The 17502-nt window shown below is 75.8% G+C and carries 14 protein-coding genes; 8 read left to right on the top strand and 6 right to left on the bottom strand.

Going from position 1 to position 17502, the window contains the following annotated elements; translation table 11 throughout:
• Position 1: 1 nt before the first annotated feature.
• A complete protein-coding gene (locus tag IE316_RS08215; RefSeq protein WP_190203486.1) occupies positions 2-1516 on the bottom strand; it encodes a PQQ-dependent sugar dehydrogenase in 1515 nt (504 codons plus the stop codon).
• A gap of 227 nt (positions 1517-1743) precedes the next feature.
• Entirely contained in the window at positions 1744-2715 is a 972-nt protein-coding gene (locus IE316_RS08210; protein ID WP_190203485.1) for a helix-turn-helix transcriptional regulator, read from the bottom strand.
• A 101-nt stretch (positions 2716-2816) separates the two neighbouring features.
• Here IE316_RS08210 and IE316_RS08205 point away from each other — a divergent pair, with 101 nt between their 5' ends.
• Positions 2817-3563 carry a DUF4097 family beta strand repeat-containing protein gene (locus tag IE316_RS08205; protein ID WP_190203484.1) on the top strand — a complete coding sequence of 249 codons (747 nt, stop codon included), beginning with the start codon at positions 2817-2819 and terminating at the stop codon, positions 3561-3563.
• Here IE316_RS08205 and IE316_RS08200 read toward each other — a convergent pair.
• Entirely contained in the window at positions 3532-4419 is an 888-nt protein-coding gene (locus IE316_RS08200) for a helix-turn-helix domain-containing protein (RefSeq protein WP_268257633.1), read from the bottom strand. The two genes, IE316_RS08205 and IE316_RS08200, sit on opposite strands and share 32 nt — an antisense overlap.
• Positions 4420-4515: 96 nt before the next feature.
• Here IE316_RS08200 and IE316_RS08195 point away from each other — a divergent pair, with 96 nt between their 5' ends.
• Entirely contained in the window at positions 4516-5991 is a 1476-nt protein-coding gene (locus tag IE316_RS08195) for an amidase (RefSeq protein WP_190203483.1), read from the top strand.
• Here the strand turns inward: IE316_RS08195 and sigJ are convergent.
• On the bottom strand, positions 5954-6868 hold the full coding sequence (sigJ, locus tag IE316_RS08190) for an RNA polymerase sigma factor SigJ (protein WP_190203482.1): 915 nt from the start codon (positions 6866-6868) through the stop codon (positions 5954-5956). The genes IE316_RS08195 and sigJ overlap by 38 nt on opposite strands.
• Positions 6869-7030: 162 nt before the next feature.
• Here sigJ and IE316_RS08185 point away from each other — a divergent pair, with 162 nt between their 5' ends.
• Complete coding sequence (locus IE316_RS08185; protein WP_190203481.1) at positions 7031-7570, top strand: YceI family protein; 540 nt, start codon at positions 7031-7033, stop codon at positions 7568-7570.
• 46 nt (positions 7571-7616) lie between these two features.
• On the opposite strand, the gene IE316_RS08180 is transcribed toward IE316_RS08185, so the two are convergent.
• Positions 7617-8243, bottom strand: coding sequence for a TetR/AcrR family transcriptional regulator (locus IE316_RS08180; protein ID WP_190203480.1), 627 nt, complete (start codon positions 8241-8243; stop codon positions 7617-7619).
• Positions 8244-8382: 139 nt separating this feature from the next.
• Between IE316_RS08180 and IE316_RS08175 the strand changes: the two genes are divergently transcribed.
• From IE316_RS08175 to IE316_RS08160, 4 genes are all read left to right on the top strand, one after another.
• Positions 8383-9888, top strand: coding sequence for an APC family permease (locus IE316_RS08175; protein ID WP_190203479.1), 1506 nt, complete (start codon positions 8383-8385; stop codon positions 9886-9888).
• A gap of 30 nt (positions 9889-9918) precedes the next feature.
• Complete coding sequence (locus tag IE316_RS08170) at positions 9919-11490, top strand: amidohydrolase (protein WP_190203478.1); 1572 nt, start codon at positions 9919-9921, stop codon at positions 11488-11490.
• Between the two features lie 126 nt (positions 11491-11616).
• The gene (locus IE316_RS08165) at positions 11617-13761 is read left to right on the top strand and encodes an amylo-alpha-1,6-glucosidase (protein WP_190203477.1); all 2145 of its coding nucleotides are present in this window, start codon (positions 11617-11619) and stop codon (positions 13759-13761) included.
• Positions 13762-13908: 147 nt separating this feature from the next.
• Positions 13909-15009, top strand: a complete 1101-nt coding sequence (locus IE316_RS08160; RefSeq protein WP_229910270.1) for a glycosyltransferase family 4 protein — start codon at positions 13909-13911, stop codon at positions 15007-15009.
• 106 nt (positions 15010-15115) lie between these two features.
• Here the strand turns inward: IE316_RS08160 and IE316_RS08155 are convergent, their stop codons facing one another.
• Positions 15116-16411 (bottom strand): helix-turn-helix transcriptional regulator, encoded by a 1296-nt coding sequence (locus tag IE316_RS08155; protein ID WP_190203476.1) that lies wholly within the window; start codon positions 16409-16411, stop codon positions 15116-15118.
• Between the two features lie 170 nt (positions 16412-16581).
• Between IE316_RS08155 and IE316_RS08150 the strand changes: the two genes are divergently transcribed.
• Positions 16582-17499 (top strand): NADP-dependent oxidoreductase, encoded by a 918-nt coding sequence (locus tag IE316_RS08150; protein WP_190203742.1) that lies wholly within the window; start codon positions 16582-16584, stop codon positions 17497-17499.
• Positions 17500-17502 lie beyond the last annotated feature (3 nt).

The following is a 17502-nucleotide window of genomic DNA, read 5'->3' as shown; positions in this document are numbered from 1 at the left end:
GTCAGCGGCCGATGGCGCAGGCGTCGTCGTTCAGCGTGAACCGCGGGGGCGGCGAGGCGTCGCCGGTGTGACTGGCGAGATAGCCGAGGGTCACGCTCGCCCCCGGCGCGATGGTGGCGTTGTGGGCGGCGTTGGTGGCGGTCACGGTGTTGCTGAGCTGGGTGAGGTCGGTGTTCCAGTCGGAGATCACGGTCTGCCCGAACGCCAGCGGGAACTTCAGCGTCCAGCCGTCGACCGGGGTGCTGCCGGTGTTGGTGACGGTGAGGTCGACCGTCGTGCCGGTGCCCCACGACCGCACCGTGCGGTCGACGCGGCAGGTGGGCTCCTCGCGGCTGAACGACACCCGGTGCAGCCCGCCGGGCAGGTCGTTGACCACGTAGAACTCCCCCTCGGCCGTGGTGCCGATGGTCGTCACCTGCGTGGGGAACTGCCCGATCTCGGCCTGCTCGTAGCCGCCCCGGCCGTCGGGTCGCAGCGCCCACACCGTGGACGAGCAGTAGTCGGTGGCGATGTACGTGCCGCCCAGCAGACCGGCGTAGCGCGAGCCCCGGTAGACCTGACCGCCGATCACCGAGCAGCCGCCGGTGTAGGGGGAGTAGGTGAAGACCGGCTTCGTGTACTGCTCGCCGGGCGGGCAGTTGCCGCCCTCGAACTTCTCCAGGCCCTCGTAGCAGGACCAGCCGAGGTTCGCCCCGCCCCGGCCGGGCGCGAGGTGGTCGATCTCCTCCCAGTGGCCCTGGCCGACGTCGCCGATCCACAGCGAGCCGTCGGCGGCGTCGAAGGAGAACCGCCACGGGTTGCGCAGCCCGTACAGCCAGATCTCCGGGCGGGCGCCGGGGGTGTCGACGAACGGGTTGTCCTCGGGGACGCAGTACGCCAGCGGGGCGCAGGCCCGGCCGACGTCGATCCGGAGGATCTTGCCGAGCAGGGTGTCCAGCCGCTGCCCGGCGCGCAGCGGGTCGCCCGAGCCGCCGCCGTCGCCGATGCTCCAGTACAGGTTGCCGTCGGGGCCGAAGGCGAGCTGGCCGCCGTTGTGGTTGTTGTACTCGGTGTGCGGCTGGGAGAGCAGGGGTTCCAGCCGGTTCTCGTCGAGGCGGTAGCGGCCGAGGGTGACCGCGGCGTCGGGCTTGGCGGTGTACGCCAGGTAGACGGTGTGGCTCTCGGCGAAGTCGGCGGGCAGGGCGATGCCGAGCAGGCCGCGCTCGTTGCCCGATTCGTCGATGGCCGAGGTGATGTCGATCAGCGGGGTGTCGGCGAGGCCGGTGTCCGGGTGGTAGACGCGGACGGTGCCGGGCTTCTCGGTGATGAACAGCCGGCCGGTGCCGTCGTCGGGGGCGGCGATGCCGGTGGGGCGCCGCAGCCCGGAGGCGACCTGGGTGGTGGTCGCCTTCAGCGACGGCAGGGGGACCGCGGACGCGGCGTCGGCAGTGGTGGGGGAGGCGGCGGCGGGGGGTGAGGCCAGCACGGTCAGCAGCAGGAGGAGCAGCAGGGGACCGGTCCAGCGGCGTCGTAACATGTCGGCTCCAGGAGCGAGGACGCTTGCACGGCGGTGGCGCTTCCTTGGCAACACGGCGGCACCGCAGCGCGTTCGGCCGCGGCTCCGGCCGGCCCGTCGGGGGCGGCCGTGGGGGAGGGAGGCGGTGCGGAACCGGACGGTCCTGCCCTGCGGTGCGCCGTCCGTGACGGTATCCGCTTTCCCTGCCGCCACACCAGGCCCGTACGGCGACTTCCGGCCGCCTCCGGTCACGGCCGGGGCCGGGCGGCGTCCGCGTACCGGGCGGCGAGCGTCGCGAACGCCTCGCGCAGCGCGGGCGGACCGACCACCTCGACGCCGGTGTCGAAGCGGCCGAGGGCGGCGGCCAGTCCGGTCCAGGACCAGGAGCCGAGGGTGAGCCGGCAGCGGTCGGGGCCCAGTTCCTCCACGATCCCGTCCGGGGCGAACGGGGCGACCTCGGCGGCCGGCCGGCCGAGGACGACGACGCCCCGGCAGGGCCAGTCGGCCGTGGTCCCGTCGCCGCCGCGCAGCCTGCCGGTGACGAAGCCGCCGACGTCGCCGCCGGGCAGGGGGCGCGGTGCGAAACGGGGGCCGGTCGGGGTGCGGGGCCGGACCCGGTCGGCGCGGAAGATCCGCCAGTCCTCGCGGTCGAGGTCCCAGGCGACCAGGTACCAGCGGCCCCGCCGGGTGACCAGGTGGTGCGGCTGCACCCGGCGCGGCCGCTCGGCGGAGCCGTCGCGGTGGTCCAGGCGCAGTTCCTCCCGGGCGCGGACGGCACGGCTCAGCGCGATGAGGACCTCCGGGTCGGTCCGGTCGGCGTCCCGGTCCCCGGGCGGCCGGACGGCGGTGACGCTCAGCAGGTCCATGCGGTGGCGCAGGCGGGGCGGGAGGACCTGGCGCAGGGTGGTCAGGGCGCGGGCGGCGTCCTCGGCGACCGCGCCGCTGCCGGCCGCCGCCGTCCGCAGCGCGACGGCCAGGGCGACGGCCTGACCGTCGTCGAACAGCAGCGGGGGCAGCCGCGTACCCGCGTCGAGACGGTAGCCCCCGGCCGGGCCCTTGACGGAGGTGACCGGGTAGCCGAGGTCGCGGAGCCGGCCGATGTCGCGGCGGACCGTGCGCGCGGTGACGCCCAGCCTCTCGGCGAGGTCGTCACCGGACCGGTCCGGGCGCGTCTGGAGCAGCGAGAGCAGCGCGAGCAGCCGCGAGGACGTCTTCTGCATGCCGCCCATTGTGCGCACGGGTAGCGGACACGTCCTGTCCGGTACCCCGCGGTGCCGCGCGCCCGGTCATCAGGGCGCCGGGCCGGGGCACCCGCACCGGCATGACACCGAAGTGCCTGCTGCGCCTGACCGTTGCCCTGGCCGTGCTCCCGGCCGCCGTGTCGTGCGGCGGCGCAGACGGCGACGGCGGCGGGGCGGACGCGCACCCGGTCGCCCTGACCCCGGGCGCGGCCCTGGTCATCACCACCGGCGACGGACTGCGGCTGCGCCCCGCCGACGGCCGGGACATCACCGTGGACGACCGGGCCGACCCCCGCTGGTCCCACCGCGACGGCACCTGGACCCTCGACCTGACCTGCGCCGACCGGGACCGCGACGCCGGCCCCTGCCCCCGTACGCCCACGGTGGGCGTCCCCGGCGGGACGCGGGTCACCGCCACCGCCCGGGACGCCGGCATCGACGTGGCGGGGGTCGCCGCCGCGCTGGACCTCACCACCGTCAACGGCGATGTCACGGTGACCCGTTCCGGCCGCGACGACGCCGCCGTACGGCTGTCCACCCGCAACGGCTCGGTACGGACGGCCGCCCTCGCCGCGGACCGGCTCACCGCCCGCACCACCAACGGGGACGTGCTCCTGGGCTGCGCCACCGCCCCGTCGGCCGTCACCGGGACCACCGCCAACGGCTCGGTCGAGGCGACCGTCCCGCACGGCAGCCCCGCCTACCGGGTCACCGCCCGCACCGGCAACGGCCGGACCGGCGTGGACCTCCCGGTGCGGGGCGCCGGGCACGGCCCCGTCATGACGCTGACCACCGTCAACGGCGACGTGGGCGCCCACCGGGACTGATCGGGCGGGCGGCCGTCAGATACGCGGGGGAGGCCCAGGCGAGGTCGTCGACCGCCAGCCACGGCGCCTCGGCGACGGCCGTGGGCGTCGCCTCGGCGAAGGCGGTCACCTCCCGGTGGAGGTGCGACTGGTCGGCGTAGCCGGTCTCGGCCGCCACCCGCGCGGCACCGTGCCCGGCGGCGAGCCGGTGCACGGCGTGGTCGAAACGGACCAGCCGGGCCGCCCGTTTGGGACCGAGGCCGATCTGGGTCCGGAACCGGGACCACAGCCGCTTGCGGCTCCAGCCCGCCTCGTCCGCCAGCTCCTCCACCCGTACCGCGCCCCGCGCGGCGACCGTCCGGCCCCAGACGTAGGCGACCTCCGCGTCGACCGCCCGCCCGGCCTCGCACCGCCGGCCCAGCTCGGCCTCCGCGAGCGCGAACCGCTCGTCCCACGAGCGGGCGGCCCGCAACCGCTCCCGCACCCGCGCGGCGTCGCGGCCCCACAGGTCGTCCAGGGACACCACCGACCCGCCCCACCCCGCGGACGTGCCGAGCACCGCGTGGGCGACGACCGGCGACAGCCGTATCTGCAGGCACTCGATGCCGCGGCCGCGGCCCCGCACCCCGCCGGGCGCCAGCCCCACCACGGAACTGCCGCTCTCCTGGCGGCCGTTGGCCTCGTCGGCGACGAGCAGGCCGTCGCCGAGGTCCAGGGCCACGGTGACCGCCGGGTAGGGGACCACCCCCAGGTCGACGGGGTCGGGGGTGCGGGCGCGGAACCCGGCCATGCTGACACCCGGCAGCCTTCCCGGCCGCGAGGGGATGGTGATCTCCCACACCGCGGCGGCGTCCCGATCCGTTCCCGGCGCTCGCACGGCGTCACGTTAACCCGACATTCATCCAAGCCGCGACGGCCGGTCCGCGACCACACTGACGGCACCGACCCCCCCTGGACGAAAGGAGCGTTCGTGATGTCCTCGTCGATCGACCCGTTCACGCCGGCCGTCGAACTCGCCGCCGCCATACGGCGCAAGGAGGTGAGCCCGGTCGAGGTGGCGGAGTGCTACCTGCGGCGTACGGACGCACTCGACCCCCGGCTCAACGCCTTCTGCCACCGGGCCGACGAGGAGGTCCGCGCGGCCGCCTCCGCCGCGGCCGACGCGGTGGCGCGGGCCGGCTCGGCGGACGACCTCCCGCCGTTCCACGGGGTGCCGCTGCCGGTCAAGGACCTGGTGGAGGTGGCCGGCTGGCCCACCACCTACGGTTCCGCCGGGGCCGGGAAGGAACCGGCCGCGGAGTCCGACCCGGTGGTACGGCGGTTCCTGGACGCCGGGTTCGTCCTGCTGGGCAAGACCACGACCTCCGAGTTCGGCACCCTGCCCTTCACCGAGAGCGAGGCGCTGGGCATCACGCGCAACCCCTGGGACCCGGAGCGCACCCCCGGCGGGTCGTCGAGCGGGGCGGGCGTGGCCGTCGCCGCCGGGATGGCGCCCCTCGCCCACGCCGAGGACGGCGGCGGCTCGATCCGCGTCCCCGCCTCCTGCACCGGCCTGGTCGGCCTCAAACCCACCCGCGGCCTGGTCACCAACGGCACGGTACTGGTGGAGGGGCTGGGCACCAGCGGGGCGGTCACCCGCTCGGTGGCCGACACCGCCGCCGTCCTCGACGTCCTGGCCCGGCACGACCCGGGCGCCTGGTGGTCGCCGCCGACCCCCCGGCGGCCCTTCGCCGCCGTGCTGGAGACGGACCTGCCGGCCGGACTGCGGATCGGCGTGCTCACCGACGCGCCCCTCGACGGCATCGACGTGGACCCGGCCTGCGCGGCGGCCGTCGACACCGTGCTCCGGACCCTCGAAGAGGCCGGTCACCACATCGTCGACACCCCGCTGCCGCTGCCCCCGGCCGGTGAACTCGTCGCCGCGTTCACCGCCATCTGGAACATCGGCGGCGCCGGCGTCCCGCTCGCCGACCCCGACCGGGTCGAGCCGCACAACCGCGCCCTGCGCGCGGCGGCACGGGCCACCGACTCCTGGGCGTACGCGGAAGGGGTGCGGCGGACCCAGCACCTGTCGCGGCGGATCGTCGAGGGGTTCCTCGCCGGGTTCGACCTCCTCGTCACCCCGACCACGGCGTGCCTGCCGCCGCGGATCGGCTCCTGGTGGGCCGGGCCGCAGGACGATCCGCTGCGGGCGTTCCGCAACAGCTACCCGATGGGGGTGTTCACCTCGGTGTTCAACGTGACCGGACAGCCCGCGATCTCGGTGCCCGTGCACCACGACGACGCCACCGGGCTCCCGGTCGGCGTGCAGCTCGTCGCCGCGCCCTGGCGGGAGGACCTGCTGCTGCGGGCCGCCCGCCTCCTGGAACTGGCCCACCCGTGGGCCGGCCGCCGGCCGCCGCTCGCCGGGCTCAACCCGCCGTCCACGCCCGGAGCTTGCGGGGATTGAGCACGGCCCAGATCCGGCCGATCCGGTCGTCCGTGACCTCGAAGGCCAGCACGGCGACCGTGGCGCCGTCCAGCCGGGCGACCAGGCCGGGCCGGCCGTTGACGGTGGACTCGTGGAGGGTGACGCCCGGTACCGCGAGGGCCCGTTCGGTGAGGAAGCGCGCGATCCGTTCGGCGCCCCGGACCGGCCGGGGCGCCGCCTGGGCCACGCCGCCGCCGTCGCCGGTCGCCACCGCGTCGGGGGCCAGCAGCCCGACGAGGGCCTCGATGTCCTTCGCCTCCCAGGCCCGCTTGAACTCCCGCACCAGATGGGCGCGCCGGGCCACCGGGACGGTGGCGGGGCGGGCCGCGCGCAGACGGCGGCGGGCCGAGGCGGCCAGTTGCCGGCAGGCCCCGGGGGTCCGGCCGACGATCTCGGCCACCTCGGCGAAGGAGTAGCGGAAGACGTCGTGCAGGACGAACGCGACGCGCTCGGCCGGGGTCATCGACTCCAGGACGACGAGGAAGGCCATGTCGACCGACTCGTCCAGGGTGACCCGGTCGGCCGGGTCGACCGCCGTGCCGCCCCACCGCCCGCTGATCCACTCCGTGCCGTCGGGCACCGGCTCCGGGATCCACTCGCCGACGTAGCGCTCGCGGCGGGCGCGGGCCGAGCCGAGCAGGTCGAGGCAGATCCGGCTGGCGACGGTCGTCAGCCAGCCGCCGGGGGAGGCGATGTCCTCCCGCTGCCGGGGCGGCATGGCGTACCAGCGGGCGTACGTCTCCTGCACCACGTCCTCGGCCTCGGCCAGCGAGCCGAGGAACCGGTAGGCGAGGTTGATCAGGTGGTGCCGTTCGCCGGTGAGCGCGCTCAGGTCCGGATCGGACGGGGTGGTCATGGTGTCGGAAGCTCCCTCGGTCGCGTGTGCTCTCACCGCTTCGACGGAGCGGCGCCCCGAAGTGTGAGCCCGGCCGCCCGCCTCACATCCCGCGCGGCCGTGTCGTCGTAACCCCTGAACCGGCACCCTGTCACTTCACTTCCCGCCCCAGGAGCGAGCATCATGACGACCACGGCCCGGCCCGGCGAACTCACCGGCCACTACGTCCTCGACACCTCCCGCACCCGGATCGGCTTCGTCGCGCGGGCCGCGCTGGTCAGCCGGGTACGCGGCTGGTTCGACGGGTTCGACGGCACCGCCGAACTGGACGGCGCCACCCCGTCCCGGTCCGCCGTCCGGCTCACCGTCCGGGCGGACAGCGTCCGCACCGGCAACCGGCGGCGCGACGAGCACCTGCGCGGCAAGGACTTCCTGGACACGCAGGCGCACCCGGTCATCGCCTTCGGTTCGACCCGGATCGAGCAGGTGGCCGAGGACGCCTTCGCGGTCACCGGCGCCCTGACCGTCCGCGGCGTCACCCGCCCGGTCACCGTGCGCTGCGACCTGACCGGGGCCGGACCCGACCCGCGGGGCGTCTTCCGCATCGCCCTCACGGGCACCGCGACCCTCGACCGCACGGACTGGGGCGTCACCCGGGGCGGCGTCCTGATCGGCGACAAGGTGGCCCTCCGGTTCGACGTGAGCGCGTTCCGGCGGCCCTGACCGGACCCGGCGGGTCACCCCTGACCCGCGTGCACCACCCCGCGGGTCACTCCGTCCGGCTCCCGGTGTGCCGGGCGAGCCGTGCGCGGGCGTGGGTGAGGAAGCCGTGCAGGGCCAGGTCGAAGGCGCGGTCGGCGCGGTCGCCGCCGGCCGCGTCCAGGGCCTCGGCCAGATGCGGGGTGGCCGCCGCGTCGCCGATCTCCCACATGGCGGCGGGGGCCGCCAGGTCCAGGGCCGACCCGAGGACCACGTTCTCCAGCGCCCCGATGACCGGCATCACCTCGGCGACCGGGAAGCCCGCGTCGCGCAGCAGCACCACCGCCCGCTCGTACTGCTGAAGGACGCGCGGCGCCCGCACCGGGTTGATCATCAGCAGGGGGATGGCCCGGGGGTGCGCGGCGAACGCGGCCCGGTAGGAACGGGCCCAGGACTCCAGGGCCGTGTCCCAGGGGCGCAGGTCGAGGGTGGTCACGTCGATCGCCTCGGCGATCCGCTCCCGCAGCAGCTCCACGATGCCGTCCCGGCCGTCCACATGGTGGTACACCGACCCGGTCTGCACCCCCAGCCTGCGCGCGATCTGCGGGACGCTGAACTCGCCCTGCTCGTCGACGAGTTCCAGTGCCGTGGCCGTGATGCGCCGTCGGTCCAACAGAGGTGTGCGGGGCCGTCCCACGTCGTGCGCTCCCCTCCGGGGTCTTCCCAGGTGTCCGAAGAGGAGGTTACATTGCGGAAACCGAAAGCCTTTAGATTTACTGCCGTCGGACACCCCGCACGCCCGCCCCCTGACCCTCCGCTGCCAGAAGGGCCCTCCCGTGCCCGTCACCACCTCCAGCCCCCGCCCCGCCGAGGGCACCCCGCCCGCCCTGCGCACCGGGGCGCTCGGCACCAGCGACATCGCCTTCTTCGTCGTCTCCGCCGCCGCCCCGCTCACCGTCATGGCCGGGGTGGCCCCGCTCGCCCTGGTGCTCGGCGGGATCGGCGCCCCCGTCGGCTATCTGCTGGCCGGCCTCACCCTCGCCGTCTTCGCCGTCGGATTCACCACCATGAGCCGGCACGTCCGCGGCGGCGGCGCCTTCTACGCGTACATCACCCGAGGACTCGGCCCCGCCGCCGGCGTGGGCGCCGCCCTGCTCGCCCTGGTCGGCTACAACGGCATGGAGATCGGCGTCTACGGCCTCCTCGGCAGCGCCACCCACGACACCGCCCTCGCGCTGACCGGCACGGACCTGCCCTGGCTCCCCGTCGCCCTGGCCGGCCTGCTGGTCATCGGCTACGGCGGGTACCGCTCCATCGACTTCGGCGCCAAGGTCCTCGGCGTGCTCCTCGTCGCCGAGACCGGCATCCTCGCCCTGCTCGCCGCCGGGGTACTGATCGAGGGCGGCGCCCACGGCCTCTCCCTGGCCTCCTTCGCCCCCGGCAACGTGCTGGTGCCCGGCACCGCCGCCGTACTGGCCTTCGCCTTCGCCGCGTTCACCGGCTTCGAGTCGACCGTCATCTACCGCCGCGAGGCCCGCGACCCGGACCGCACGGTGCCCCGCGCCACCTACCTCGCCGTCGGCTTCCTCGGCCTGTTCTACGCCTTCATCGTCTGGACCGCCGTCCAGGCGTTCGGCGACGAGCGGGTCGTCGAGGCCGCCGGCAGCGACCCCGCCGGACTGTTCTTCTCCGCCATCACCACCTACGTCGGGGGCTGGGCGGCCGACGCCATGCACGTCCTGATCGTCACCAGCGTCCTGGCCTCCCTGCTGGCCTTCCACAACGCCATCAACCGCTACGGCCTCGCCCTCGCCGAGGAGGGCGTCCTGCCCAGGGCACTGGCCCGGGTCCACCCCCGGCACGGCTCGCCCTACCGGGTGGGCATCGCCCAGACCGTGCTCGGCACCGCCGTGGTCCTCGTCTTCGCGGCGGCCGGCGCCGACCCGTACCGGCAACTGCTGCTCTGGGTCAACACCCCCGGCATGCTCGGCCTGATGGCGCTGCAACTGCTCGCCGCCCTCGCCGTCCCCCTGTACTTCCGCCGCGTCAGCCACCAGGAGGGGGCGCTGCGCACGGTGGTCGCGCCCGTCGCCGCGGCGGTGCTGCTGGCCACCGCCATCGTCCTGGTCATCACCCACCTCGACCTGTTCACCGGCGCCTCGGCCACCGTCAACACCGTCCTCGCCACCGTCGTACCGGCCGTCTTCCTGGCCGGCCTGGCCCTCGCCGCCTGGCTGCGCCGCCGCCGGCCGGAGGTGTACGCCGGCTTCGGCGCCGAACCCGTACCCGATCCCCTGCCCGCGACCCCGACAGCGACCGAGTCCGCGCTCCCGCGCGACTGACCGCCCGTACCGACCGAGGAGTCCCCGCACATGCCCACCGCCGATCTGGTCGTCACCAACGCCGAGGTCCGCACCCTCGACCCCCGCCGCCCGCACGCCACCGCGGTCGCCGTGCGCGACGGTCTGATCGCGGCCGTCGGCGACGACACCGACGTACGCGACTGGCGCGGCACCGGCACCGAGGTCGTCGACCTGGCCGGCGCCACCCTCGTGCCGGGACTGGTCGACGGGCACAGCCACCCCGTGTGGGGACTGGACATGACCACCGGCACCGACCTCTCCGAGGTGACCGGTCTCGACGAGCTGCGGGCCGTCCTCGCGGGCGCCGAGCGCATCGACGGCTGGGTCCTCGGCCACGGCCTCGACCACAACGTCTTCGGCGGCCGGACCGTCGACCGGGCCCTGATCGAGGACGTCCTCGGCGGCGCCCCCGCCTTCCTGCGCCTGTACGACGGGCACTCCGCCCTCGTCACCGGCGCCGCGCTCGCCGCCGCCGGGGTCAGCGGCCCGCGCGCCTTCGCCCAGCGCTCCCACCTGGCGACCGACGCCGACGGGCGGCTCACCGGGCACCTGGTGGAGCACGCGGCGATGGACCTGGTGGCCGCGGTCGCCCCCCGCCCCTCGTACGAGCAACGGCGCGTCCGGCTGGTCGAGTTGCTGTCCGCGATGGCCGCCACCGGGCTCACCGGCGCCCATGTGATGGACCTCGGCGACCTGGACCTCGTCTCCGCCGTGGCCCGCGACACCGTGCTGCCGCTGCGCCTGCGCTTCGCCCCCTGGTGCATGCCCGGCGACGACACCGCCGCCCTGGACGAACTGATCGCCCTGCAGAGCCGCGCCGGACGGCACTGGCGGGTGGGCGGGGTGAAGTTCTTCATCGACGGCACCGTCGAGGGCGGCACCGCCTGGCTGGAACAGCCCGACTGCCACGGCCAGGGCACCGAGGCGTTCTGGCCCGACCCCCGGGCCTACAGCGAGGCCGTGCGCACCCTGCACCGGGCCGGGGTGCGCACCGCGACCCACGCCATCGGTGACGCGGGCGTCCGCCACGTCCTGGACACCGTGGAGTCGCTCGGCCCGGAGGCCCGGCTCGTCCACCGCGTCGAGCACATCGAGTCGGTGCCGGACGACACCCTCGCCCGGTTCGCCCGGCTCGGCGTCATCGCCTCCATGCAGCCCCCGCACACCGACTACACCCGCGCCGACCGCACCGACGAGTGGTCCCAGCGGCTCGGCGCGGCCCGGGCGGCGCGGGCCTGGCGGATGCGGGACCTGCGGGACGCGGGCGCGATCGTCGCGCTCGGCTCCGACTGGCCCATCGCCCACTACGACGCCCGGTCCGTCCTGGCCACCGCGCGGGCCCCCCGGGGCGCCGCCGCCGACCGGGCGGGCCTGACCGGGCTCCAGGCCCTGGAGGGCTGCACCAGCCACGCGGCCGTCGCGGCCGGCGAGACCGCCGTCGCCGGACGCGTCACCCCGGGCTGCCGCGCCGACCTGACCGCCCTCGGCGTCGACCCCGTCGAGGCGCCCGCCGACGAGGTGGCCGAGGCGCCGGTACGGCTGACGGTGACCGGCGGGCACATCGTGCACCGCGCCGGCTGACCCGCCCGCCCCGCCGCCCCACCTGCCCCCACTTGCAGGAAAGTTGAGCACCATCGTATAAAAAGTGATCGATCAAACCTCTTCACGGGTTTCGTCCGTACGACTCTCATGACGGGAAGGTGATCGATGGGCGAGGGCTGGACGTTCGCCGGGGAAGCGACCCAGGGCGGCGGCGACGCGGTGACACTGATCGAAGGGTCGTCGTTCTGCCTCTCCGAGCGGGGCGGCGACCTGGCGCCCGGCACCGCCCACGGGCTGTTCCACCGCGACACCCGCATCCTGTCCGGGTGGCAACTGCGGCTGGACGACGAGGAGGTCGACCCGCTCTCCGTCATCGCCGAGGAGCCCTACCAGGCCCTGTTCCTCGGCCGGGCCCGGCCGCGCCCCGGGCAGAGCGAGGCCACCGTCCTGGTGGAGCGGCGCCGCTTCGTCGGCGCGGGCATGCGCGAGGACATCGTGCTGCGCAACCTCGGCAACGAGGCCGCCGCCTGTGTCCTCACCCTGCGCGTCGAGGCCGACTTCGCCGACCTCTTCGAGGTCAAGGAGGGCCGGGTCCGCCCGCGCGGGCAGTACGGCGTCGACTACGGCGACGGCACGCTCGCCATGAGCCGCCAGTGGCGCGGGGAGAGCCGGGGCGTGCGGATCGCCGCCGACCAGGCCATCTGCTCCCCGGGCCAGCTCACCTTCCGCGCGGTCGTGCCGCCCCGCGGCACCTGGCGCACCTCCGTGCTGGTGACCCCGGAGATCGACGGCGTCGAGACCCCGACCTCGTTCCCGCTGGAACGGCCCGTCGAGCAGGCCGCGCCCTCGGTGCGCAGCATGGAGTGGCGGGAGACCGGGCCGCGCCTGAGCGTCGGCGACGAGGCGCTCGCGCTCACCCTGCGCCGCAGCCGCCAGGACCTCGGCGCGCTGCGCATCTTCGACCCCGGCCGCCCCGACACCCCCGTCGTCGCGGCCGGCGCCCCCTGGTTCATGGCGCTGTTCGGCCGCGACTCCCTGCTCACCGCGTGGATGGCGCTGCCCCTGGACCCGCAGTTGGCCCTCGGCACCGCCCAGACCCTCGCCCGGTACCAGGGCACGAAGACCGACCCGGTGACCGAGGAGGAACCCGGCAAGATCCCGCACGAGCTCCGCTTCGGCGTCGAGGCGTCCCTCGCCCTCGGCGGCACCGTCTACTACGGCACCATCGACGCCACCCCCCTGTTCGTGATGCTCCTCGGCGAACTGTGCCGCTGGGGCGTCGAGCCCGCTGCCGTACGGGAACTGCTGCCGCACGCCGACCGCGCCCTGGAGTGGATCGAGACCCACGGCGACCGGGACGGCGACGGCTTCGTGGAGTACCGCCGCTCCACCGACCGGGGCCTGGCCAACCAGGGCTGGAAGGACTCCTGGGACGGCGTCAACAGCGCCGACGGCCGCCTCGCCGAACCCCCCGTCGCGCTCGCCGAGGTCCAGGGGTACGTCTACGCCGCCTACCGCGCGCGGGCGCTGCTCGCCGAGCACACCGGCGACCCGTCCGGCGCCGAGAAGTGGCGGCACCGGGCGGCCCGCCTCAAGGAACGCTTCAACGAGCGGTTCTGGCTCCCCGAACGCGGCTGGTACGCGCACGCCCTGGACGGCGACAAGCGCCCGGTGGACGCGCTCGCCTCCAACATGGGGCACTGCCTGTGGACCGGCATCGTCGACACCGACAAGGCCCCCGCGGTCGCCGGACACCTGCTCTCCCCGAAGCTGTTCAGCGGCTGGGGCGTGCGCACGCTGGCCGCCTCCATGGCCGCGTACAACCCGATGAGCTACCACAACGGCTCGGTGTGGCCGCACGACAGCGGCATCGCCGCCGCGGGACTGCGGCGCTACGGCTTCACCGGCCACGCCCGCCGGGTCGCCGAGGCCGTCCTCGACGCCGCCACGGCCTTCGGCGGACGGCTCCCGGAGCTGCTGTGCGGCTTCGACCGCGCCGAGTACGCCCGGCCCGTGCCCTACCCGGCGGCCTGCTCCCCGCAGGCGTGGGCGTCGGCCACCCCCGTGCACCTTCTGCGGGTGCTCCTCGGCGCCGAGGTGTGCGTGCCGCACGGCGTGCTCCGCCTCGACCCCGCGCTGCCGGGCCGCTACGGGCCGCTGGAGCTGACCGACGTGCCCGTGGGCGACGCCCGGGTGGGCGTGGCCGTGGACGCCGACGGCGCGGTCACCGTCACCGGCCTGCCGTCCGGCATGCGCACGTCCGGCACGCCCTGCGGGTGCCTCGCGGTGGACCCGCCGGACGCCGGCTGACCGGCACCGCCCGCAAGCGCCCCGACCAGACCTCTGCTCCGGAGCGCCGCCGCGGCCGACGCCGCCCGCGGCCGGCCCCACGCATCCCCCCGTGCCCGCGCCCCCGTGCGGGCACGGCGGGCGGACGACTGAAGGAAAGGAGCTGCGTTGAGCAACCGGCCGCTTCGTATCGCCATGGTCGCGCCGCCGTGGTTCGAGCTTCCGCCCCGCGGCTACGGAGGCATCGAGGCGATGTGCGCCGACCTCACCGACGCGCTGGTCGCCCGCGGCCACCACGTCACCCTGATCGCGGCGGGCCGCAACGGCACCCGCGCCCAGCGCATCCTGCGCGCCTACGACGTACCGCAGGGCCCCCGCCTGGGCGAGCCGCTGCCGGAGGTGCTGCACACCGCGGCCACCGGCCACCTCCTGGCCGACCTGGACGTGGACGTCGTGCACGACCACACCCTGGCCGGACCGCTGCTCGCCCGCGGCCGGAGCGTCCCGACGGTCGTCACCACGCACGGCCCGCTGGACGGCGAACCCGGCGACTACTACCGGTACCTCGGCGACAGCGTGCACCTGGTGGCCATCTCCCGCTCGCAGCGCGCCCAGGCCCCCGACCTCAACTGGGCGGGCACCGTGCACAACGCGCTGCGCGCCGGCGACTTCCCCTACCGGCGGGAGAAGGAGGACTGGGTCTTCTTCCTGGGCCGCTGCACCCCCGACAAGGGCATGCACCTGGCCATCGACGCCGCCCGCGCCGCCGGCCGGGAGATCAAGCTGGCCGCCAAGTGCAGCGAACCCGCCGAACAGGAGTACTTCAAGGCCGAGATCGAGCCCCGGCTCGGCCCCGGCGTGGAGTGGCTCGGCGAGGTGACCGGCGACCGCAAGAAGCGGCTGCTGTCCCGCGCGCACTGCCTGCTCTTCCCGCTCCAGTGGGAGGAACCGTTCGGCATGGTGATGATCGAGGCCATGGTGTGCGGCACCCCGGTCGTCACCCTGCGCCGCGGCTCGGTGCCCGAGGTGGTCGTCGACGGCGTCACCGGGCTGGTCCGCGACGACGTGGCCGAAGTGCCCGCGGCCATCGAGGCGGCGTCCGCGATCGAGCCCCGCGACTGCCGCGACCACGTCATCGAGCACTTCCAGCCGGACACCATGGCGGCCGGGTACGAGGCGGTCTACCGCCGGGTGCTGGCGGCCACCCCGGACCCGACTCCGCTGACGGGCGCCATCCCCACCCAGCGGGACATGGCCCCGGTGGCCTGACACCCGCGCGCCGGGCCGGGCGGGGGGCCGTACGTCCTCATCGGGGGATGCCCCCCCGCCCGGCGGCGGCCCGGAGCCCGGTGCTCCGGCCGCGCGGCCGGCGGTCTCAGGCCGCCGCGTGGAAGCGGGCCGCCGCCTCGCCGCGGGTCGTCACGCCCAGCTTGGCCAGGATGTTGGCCACGTGGAACTTCACCGTGGACTCGCTGATGTGCAGCTCCCGGGCGATCGCGCGGTTGCGGTGGCCGCGCGCCAGCAGCGCCAGCACCTCCACCTCCCGCTCGCCGAGCGGACCGAGCGGGTCCGGCAGCGCGACCGGCGGCGGGGCGAGCGGGATCGTCGCGGTGACGGTCGTCCCCCAGCCCGGGACCGCGTCGACGTCCAGGCGGCCGTCCAGCGCGTCGAGGCGCTCCCCGACCCGGCGGGCCGCCAGCGCCGCGGACGTCAGATCGCCGGGGCCGTCGTCGCGCACGGTCGCCCGCAGCTCGGTCGGGCTCACCCGCCAGCTCACGTGCACCCGGTGGACCGGGTCCTGCTCCAGCACCGCGAGGACGGTGGCGCGGACCACGGCACGCGCGGCGTGCGCCACCCCCGCCGCCAGCGCGCGGTCGCGCTGACCGGGCTCCGGCGGCGCCAGCTCCAGTTGTACCGGGCCGTGCCCGAGCAGCGGCCGCAAGGTGGCGGCGAGCTGATCGAACGCCTCCCCGGCCGGTTCCTCCGCCGCCGCGCTGTCCCGGGCCGCCGCCGCGCGCTGCTCGGCCAGGGCGGTCACCGCGAGGTCGATGGCACGCTCCCGGGCCACCGCGTCGTCCAGGTCCCGGGCGCGCAGCACGGACAGCAGCCCCGTCAGCGCGGCGGTGTGCGCGTCGCCCAGCTCCGCGATCACCCGGGCCCGCTCACCGGCCATCGCCCGCGACCGGGCCAGCGGTCCCGGCGCCGCCTCGGCGGAGAACCGCTTGCGGTGCGCGGTCACGAGGTCCCACAGCGCCTGCACGGCCCCGGTCGTCTCCTCGGGCAGCGCGGTCGCGTCGTCCCGGACCAGCACCAGCAGCGCCTTGCGCGGGGTGACGTCGCTCAGCACCGCCAGCACCGGGCGCTCCGTGCCGCCGACGGCGGCCGTGCCCTGCCAGGGCCGGCCGGCGGGGACGGAGGCGAACAGCGGCGCCAGCTCGGCGCTGGTGATCCGGGCGGCCACCTCCTCCCGGCCGGCCGTCCGGAACGGCGCGAACGCGCAGTCGGTGGCCAGCTCGGCCGCGGCCGGGTGCGGTACGACGGCGTCCAGGACCTCGGACAGGCGGCTCAGGATGTCGCCCAGCGGGGCCCGGAGCACCTCGCTCACCAGCAGCAGCGCGGGAACCGCGCCGAGGAGGGGCGAGTCGGCGGTGGAGCGGTCTGCGGCGGCCATGCCCCGAGCCTACGACGGGCGGGCCCGGGGGCACCCGGCCGTTCGGCGGGGCGGAACCGTCCGAACGACCGGGCCGCGCGCCCCGCTCGGGAACCGAGGCTGGAGTCCGGCGCCCGTCGCACGAGGGGCGTCCGGAGACCAGAACGAGCAAGGAGCACCGGCACATGTCCATGCAGGCGATCGTCCACGAGCGGTTCGGCGGCCCGGAGGTTCTGGAACTGCGCGAGGTCGCGGAACCGCAGGCCGGGCCCGGGGAGGTGCGGGTGCGGATCGTCGCGGCCTCGGTCAACCCGATCGACTGGCGGATCCGCAGCGGCTCGATGCGCGACCGGTTCCCGACCGCCCTCCCGGCCGTCCCGGGCAGCGAGTTCGCGGGCGTCGTCGACCAGGTGGGGGAGGGCGTCACCGAAGTCCGGCCCGGCGACGAGGTGTTCGGCCGGACCCGGACCGGCGCCTACGCGCAGTACGCCATCGTCCGCGACCTCGCCGCCAAACCGGCGGAGCTGGACTGGGCGCAGGCGGCCGCGCTGCCCGTCGCCGGGGCGACCGCGGAACGGGTCCTGGCCGAACTGGGCCTGCGCGCGGGGGAGACCCTGCTGCTGCACGGGGCCTCCGGCGCGGTGGGCTCGGCGGCGGTGCAGTTGGCCGGGGCCCTCGGCGCCACCGTCGTGGGCACCGCCTCCCCGGCCAACCACGACTACCTCCGCTCCCTGGGCGCCGTCCCGGTCGCGTACGGGGACGGCCTGGTCGAGCGGGTCCGGGAGGCGGCACCGCAGGGCATCGACGCGGTGTTCGACGTGGCCGGACGCGGCGGGCTGCCGGAGTCCATCGCCCTGCGCGGCGGTACGGCGGACCGTGTCCTGACCATCGCCGACACCGACGCGCCCCAGTTGCACGGGGTGCGGTTGTCGGCCGGCGGCGCCGCGTCGGACCGGGCGGGCGAGGACCTGGCCCGGTACGCCCGCCTCGCCGTGGCGGGACGGCTGCGCATACCGGTGACGACGTACCCGCTCGCGGCGGCCGCCGAGGCGCAGGCGGTCAGCGAGGCGGGGCATGTGCGGGGCAAGCTGGTGCTGCTGGCCCCCTGACGG

It is taken from the genome of Streptomyces fumanus (genome assembly GCF_014655295.1).
Lineage (GTDB): Bacteria > Actinomycetota > Actinomycetes > Streptomycetales > Streptomycetaceae > Streptomyces > Streptomyces fumanus.
This window is presented reverse-complemented; position numbering and strand designations above follow the sequence as displayed.